The following is a 5,489-nucleotide window of genomic DNA, read 5'->3' on the forward strand; positions in this document are numbered from 1 at the left end:
GCGGCGCGCGGCGCAGGCCGCGTCCCGGCGCGAGCAGCGAGATCGCCTCGAGGATGTTGGTCTTGCCGGCGCCGTTCGGCCCCACCAGCGCGACGGAGCCCGCGCCGCAGGGCAGATCGAGGGCGGCGTAGGAGCGGAAGTTGGTCAGGCGCAGCCGGGTCACCGCCGCGCGGCGCAGATCGGTCATGGCCCGGCGCGCCGTCCGACAGCACGCCCGGCGGGGAGCGCCGTCGCCGCGTTGGCTTTCCGCCGCGCGGCGTCCTCCGCGTCGTGACGCCGAAAGACAGTCGCGAGGCGAGCGGATCGAACCCGGTTCCGAAGGAAACCCGCGTCCCTCACACCCGCATCGGCATCAGGACGTAGAGCGCCGGGGCGTCGTCGCGGTCCTGCACCAGCGTGGGGGAGCCGGGATCGGCGAGGCGGATCAGCGCGGTGTCGCCGTCGAGCTGGTCGGCGATGTCGAGCAGGTAGCGGGAGTTGAAGCCGATATCGAGCGCGTCGGACTCGTAGTCGACCTCGATCTCCTCGGTGGCGTTGCCGCTGTCGGGGTTCGTCACGGTCAGCACCAGCTTGCGGTCGGCGAGCGAGAGCTTCACCGCCCGGCCGCGTTCCGACGAAATGGTGGAGACGCGGTCCACCGCGCTCTTGAACTCCAGCCGGTCCACGATCAGGCGCTTGTCGTTGCCGGACGGGATGACGCGGCCGTAATCCGGGAAGGTGCCGTCGATGAGCTTGGAGGTCAGCACCACGGAGCCGAAGGACACCCGGATCTTGGTCGCCGACAGCTCCACCTGGGCCTCGCCCTCGGGATCGTCGATCAGGCGCTGGATCTCGGCCACCGTCTTGCGGGGCACGATCACGCCCGGCATGCCGTCCGCGCCGGGAGGGGCCGGCGTCTCCACGCGGGCGAGCCGGTGGCCGTCGGTCGCGACCGCGCGCAGCAGCGCCGTGCCGCCCACGTCCACGGTGTGGAAGTAGATGCCGTTGAGGTAGTAGCGCGTCTCCTCGGTGGAGATCGCGAACTGGGTCTTGTCGATCAGGCGCTTCAGCTCGGTCGCGCCCACCGCGAAGCGGGTCGGCAGCTCGCCGGGGGCGAGATCGGGGAAGTCGCTGTCCGGCAGGGTCTGCAGCGTGAAGCGCGAACGCCCGGCGCGGATGACCAGCGTGCCGCGCTCGCCGCCCACCTCCAGCGACACCTGCGCGCCGTCCGGCAGCTTGCGCACGATGTCGTAGAAGGTGTGGGCCGGCACGGTGGTGGCGCCGGGCTGGGCCACCTCGGCCGCCACCGTCTCCACCATCTCGATGTCGAGATCGGTCGCCTGCAGCCTGAGGCCGCCGTCGCCTGCCCTCAGCAGCACGTTGGCGAGGATCGGGATGGTGTTCCGCCGCTCGACGACACGGTGGACATGGGACAGCGCCTTGAGAAGAGCCGCCCGCTCGAGGGTCGCGCGCATGAGGGTCAGTCCCCGCTTTCACGTCGTGATTGGGACCGGCCGCCGCCGCAGCGGGGGCGGCGCGGACGATCCGGAAGGCTTCCTGCGGCGGAGCCGCGTAGGGACTGGCGACATTGCCCAAGCCCGCGGCGCGACGCAAGCGCGGGAGCGGGTTGCGAGCCCGCCGCGGCGCGCTACGTCGCCGTTCATCCACCGCCAACGACGACCTTCGCGCGCACGCGGCGAACGGGACGCCGAACCGGAGCCGCCGATGCCCCACATCCCGATCGACTTCACCTTCCTGACCAATCTCGTGGTGGTCTACGGCGTCAACGTGCTGGGCGCGATTCTGCTGGCGGTGGGGGGCTTCTGGGTGGCGGGGGTGGTGGAGCGCGGGCTGCATCGGGCGCTCTCGGCCTCGAAGCGCATGGACCCGACGGTGGCGTCGTTCCTGTCGAGCCTCGTGCACTACGCCATTCTGGCGGTGGTGCTGGTGGCGATCCTGCAGTTGATCGGCATCCAGGCCACCAGCCTGATCGCGGTGCTGGGCGCCGCCTCGCTCGCCATCGGCCTCGCGCTGCAGGGCACGCTGTCCAACATGGCGGCGGGGGTGATGCTGCTGCTGTTCCGCCCGTTCAAGCTCGGCGACCAGATCGAGGTGGCCAACAAAAGCGGCGCGGTGCGGGACCTCAACCTGTTCTTCACCGAACTCGCCAGCGGCGACAACGTGCAGGTGCTGATCCCGAACGCGCAGGTCTGGGGCGCGGCCATGACCAATCTGTCGCGCTACCCCACCCGCCGGGTCGAGACCACGTTCAGCGCCCCGGCCGACCGGGACGCCGATCAGGCGGCGCGGGAGATCGAGGCCTATCTCGACGCCAACCCCCACGCGCTTTCGGCCCCTGCCCCGGTGGTGACGCCCTCGGGCTTCGCGGACGGCGCCTGGGAGATGAACGTGAAGGTCTGGGCCAACGCGTCGGAGGTTTCGGCGCTCAAGGCCGATCTGGTGCGCTACGCCCGCGACCGGGCCATGGCGCAGGCGGCGATCGCCGCGCAGGCCGCATCCTGAAAAACGCGGGAGGCCGGAGGCTCCCGAGTTTCGACCTTCCCGTCATGCTCGGCGCATGCCGGGCATCCACGACTTCGAGCCTCAAGCGGTTTGGCTGTTTCAAATCGTGGATGCCCGAGACAGGCTCGGGCATGACGGATGTGTCGAGGCCGCCCGATCAGCCCAGCAGGGCGGAGAGCTCCTTGCGCACGTCGGCGCCCAGATCGTCGCGCTCCAGCGCGTAGGCGAGGTTCGCGGTGAGGAAGCCGATCTTGGAGCCGGTGTCGAACACCCGGCCCTGGAAGGCGAAGCCCGAGAACGCCTGATCCTTGGCGAGCGTGAGCATGGCGTCGGTGAGCTGGATCTCGCCGCCGGCGCCCGCCTCCTGCTTCGCCAGCAGGTCGAAGATCTCGGGCTGGAGGATGTAGCGGCCGGAGATGGCGTAGTTGGACTGCGCCGTGCCGGGCTTGGGCTTCTCGACCATGGAGGTCATCTTGAAGCCGTTGCCCACCTTCTCGCCGGCGCCGACGATGCCGTACTGGTGGGTCTGGTCGTCCGGCACCTCGTAGGTGGCGACCACGTTGCCGCCGGCCTCGCGGTAGACGTCCATCATCTCGGCGAGGCAGCTGCGCACGCCCTGATGCAGCATGTCCGGCAGCAGCAGCGCGAAGGGCTCGCCGCCCACCAGCTCGCGGGCGCACCACACCGCGTGGCCGAGGCCGAGCGGCTCCTGCTGGCGGGTGAAGCTGGTCTGGCCCGCGCCCGGCAGGTCCTCCTTCAGCAGCCTGAGCGCGTCGGTCTTGCCGCGGCGCTCCAGCGTCGCCTCGAGCTCGAACTGCTTGTCGAAGTGATCCTCGATCACGGCCTTGTTGCGGCCGGTCACGAAGATGAAGTGCTCGATGCCCGCCTCGCGCGCCTCGTCGACCACGTGCTGGATCACGGGCTTGTCGACGACCGTCAGCATCTCCTTCGGCACCGCCTTGGTGGCCGGCAGGAACCGGGTGCCGAGACCGGCGACGGGGAACACGGCTTTGCGGATCGGACGGGGCATGAGATCTCCGGATCAGTGGTTTGACCGGCCCGCGGAACGACGGATCGCCGGGGCCGGCGCGCGGATTTTGGAACGCCCGCTCCCCGCGTAAAGACTTTGCCCCTGAAACGCCAGCGCCGAAGCCGCTCACGGGCTCGGGAACGCGGGGAGTTACGCGGTTAACCGGATGCAAACCATGGCGCGCGCTTTCTGAAGGCCGTATTCTCATGCCTCCACAGGGGCCTCACGTCTGGCCGAACGCCCGCCGGACAAGGGAGACCGAGCCATGACCGTGCGTCGCCGCACCGCCTGGCGGGCCGCAGCCGCCCTCCTTTTCGCAGCCGCGACGGCCGCGCCCGCCGCAGCAGGGCCAAACGACGCCCGCTTCGACGCCTTCGTGCGGGCGCTCAAGCCCCAGGCGGTGGCGGCCGGCGTCAGCCCCGCGCTCTACGACCGCGCCTTCCGCGGGCTGACCGTGGACGAAGAGGCGATCGCCAAGTCCCGCTACCAGCCCGAGTTCAAGACCACCATCGCGCAATATGTGGACACGCGCGTCTCCGACACCCGCATCAACGCGGGCCGGCAGAACCTCGCCCAATGGTCCGACACGCTGGCCCGGATCGAGCGCGCCTATGGCGTCGACCGCTCGGTGGTGCTGGCGGTGTGGGGCATCGAGACCAATTACGGCGCGACCACCGGCAACCACAACGTGATCGCGGCGCTGGCGACGCTGGCCTGCTGCCAGACCCGCCGGCCGGAGTTCTTCCGCCGGGAGCTGATCGGCGCGCTGCAGATCCTGCAGCAGGGCCATGTGGCGCCTGAGAACATGAACGGCTCCTGGGCCGGCGCCATGGGCCACACCCAGTTCATGCCGACGAGCTTCAAGGCCTATGCCGCCGACGCCAACGGCGACGGCCGCCGCGACATCTGGGGCTCGATCCCGGACGCGCTGGCCTCCACCGCCAATTACCTGAAGAAGCACGGCTGGCGCTCGGGCGAGACCTGGGGCTACGAGGTGATCGTTCCGCGCGGGACCAAGGCCGGCGCCCGCAGGACGCTCGCCGAGTGGCAGGCGGCCGGCGTGCGCCGCGTGGCGGGAACCGGCTTCCCCAACGGCGCCTCGCCCGCGACGCTGCTGCAGCCCACGGGCCCCAACGGGCCGTCTTTCCTGATGCTGAACAACTTCCGCGTCATCAAGCGTTACAACAACGCGGACTCCTACGCGCTGGCGGTCGGGCATCTGGCCGACCGCATCCGCGGCGGCGGCCCGTTCGTCACACCGTGGCCGAACCACGACAAGCCGCTCGACGAGCAGGAGCGGCACGAGCTTCAGGCGCTGCTGGCGCGCAAGGGCTTCAACGTGGGCGAGCCGGACGGCAAGATCGGGCCTGCGACCCGCGACGCCATCATGTCCTACCAGCAGACGCAGGGGCTCGCGCCCGACGGCTACGCCGGCGTCTCGCTGCTGCGCCATCTGCGCCGGGCGCGATGACCGCCGATCCCTCGGGCGACACGAGAGCGCCCGGCGTGATAGCCTGACCATCATGATCAGGCTTCCCCGGATCGTCCGCGTCCTTGTCGGTCTCGTCTTCGCCGCCGCCGGCCTCGCCGCGGCGGCGCCGGTTCTGGCGCAGGACGGCTACTACCGGCGCTCCTACGACGACGGCCGGTCTTACGAGCGCGTCTATCGCGACCCACGCTATGGCCGCCGCGTCTACGAGGACGAGGAGGACCGCGCCTTCCGCCAGCGCATGCGCGCCTATCAGCGCGATCAGGCCTACCGGCGCGAGGCGGCTCAGCGGCGCGGCTACGATCCCCGGCGGCAGGCGGATCAGGACCGCCCCAACCTCATCCAGCGCCTGTTCGGACGCCGCTCCCAGCCGGATCCGGGGACGTGGAGCGCCCGCACCGACCCCGGCGCGGTGGAGGTGCGGCCCCGGCCGAACCGCCCGCGCCGCAAGCCGCCGGCCGCGCCCGT

At 70.8% G+C, this 5,489-nt stretch carries 6 protein-coding genes; 3 read left to right on the forward strand and 3 right to left on the reverse strand.

Translation table 11 applies throughout. The features are described 5' to 3' along the window. Both ACFQ4O_RS14595 and dnaN read right to left on the reverse strand, forming a co-directional pair. Positions 1-187 (reverse strand): AAA family ATPase (locus ACFQ4O_RS14595; protein ID WP_378776585.1); only part of this gene is annotated, 187 nt, incomplete at its 3' end. A gap of 148 nt (positions 188-335) precedes the next feature. Continuing rightward, positions 336-1,454 (reverse strand): DNA polymerase III subunit beta, encoded by a 1,119-nt coding sequence (dnaN, locus tag ACFQ4O_RS14600; protein WP_378776587.1) that lies wholly within the window; start codon positions 1,452-1,454, stop codon positions 336-338. 250 nt (positions 1,455-1,704) lie between these two features. Between dnaN and ACFQ4O_RS14605 the strand changes: the two genes are divergently transcribed. Beyond that, positions 1,705-2,502, forward strand: a complete 798-nt coding sequence (locus ACFQ4O_RS14605; RefSeq protein WP_378776589.1) for a mechanosensitive ion channel family protein — start codon at positions 1,705-1,707, stop codon at positions 2,500-2,502. A gap of 157 nt (positions 2,503-2,659) precedes the next feature. Here the strand turns inward: ACFQ4O_RS14605 and galU are convergent, their stop codons facing one another. After that, positions 2,660-3,532 carry a UTP--glucose-1-phosphate uridylyltransferase GalU gene (galU, locus tag ACFQ4O_RS14610; protein WP_378776591.1) on the reverse strand — a complete coding sequence of 291 codons (873 nt, stop codon included), beginning with the start codon at positions 3,530-3,532 and terminating at the stop codon, positions 2,660-2,662. A 265-nt stretch (positions 3,533-3,797) separates the two neighbouring features. On the opposite strand from galU, the gene ACFQ4O_RS14615 reads away from it, so the two are divergent. Both ACFQ4O_RS14615 and ACFQ4O_RS14620 read left to right on the forward strand, forming a co-directional pair. After that, the gene (locus ACFQ4O_RS14615) at positions 3,798-5,003 is read left to right on the forward strand and encodes a lytic murein transglycosylase (RefSeq protein WP_378776593.1); all 1,206 of its coding nucleotides are present in this window, start codon (positions 3,798-3,800) and stop codon (positions 5,001-5,003) included. Positions 5,004-5,055: 52 nt separating this feature from the next. After that, positions 5,056-5,489, forward strand: a 434-nt coding sequence (locus ACFQ4O_RS14620; RefSeq protein WP_378776595.1) for a hypothetical protein, incomplete at its 3' end; no start/stop codon positions are given.

Source organism: Methylopila musalis, from assembly GCF_042679725.1.
GTDB lineage: Bacteria > Pseudomonadota > Alphaproteobacteria > Rhizobiales > Methylopilaceae > Methylopila > Methylopila musalis.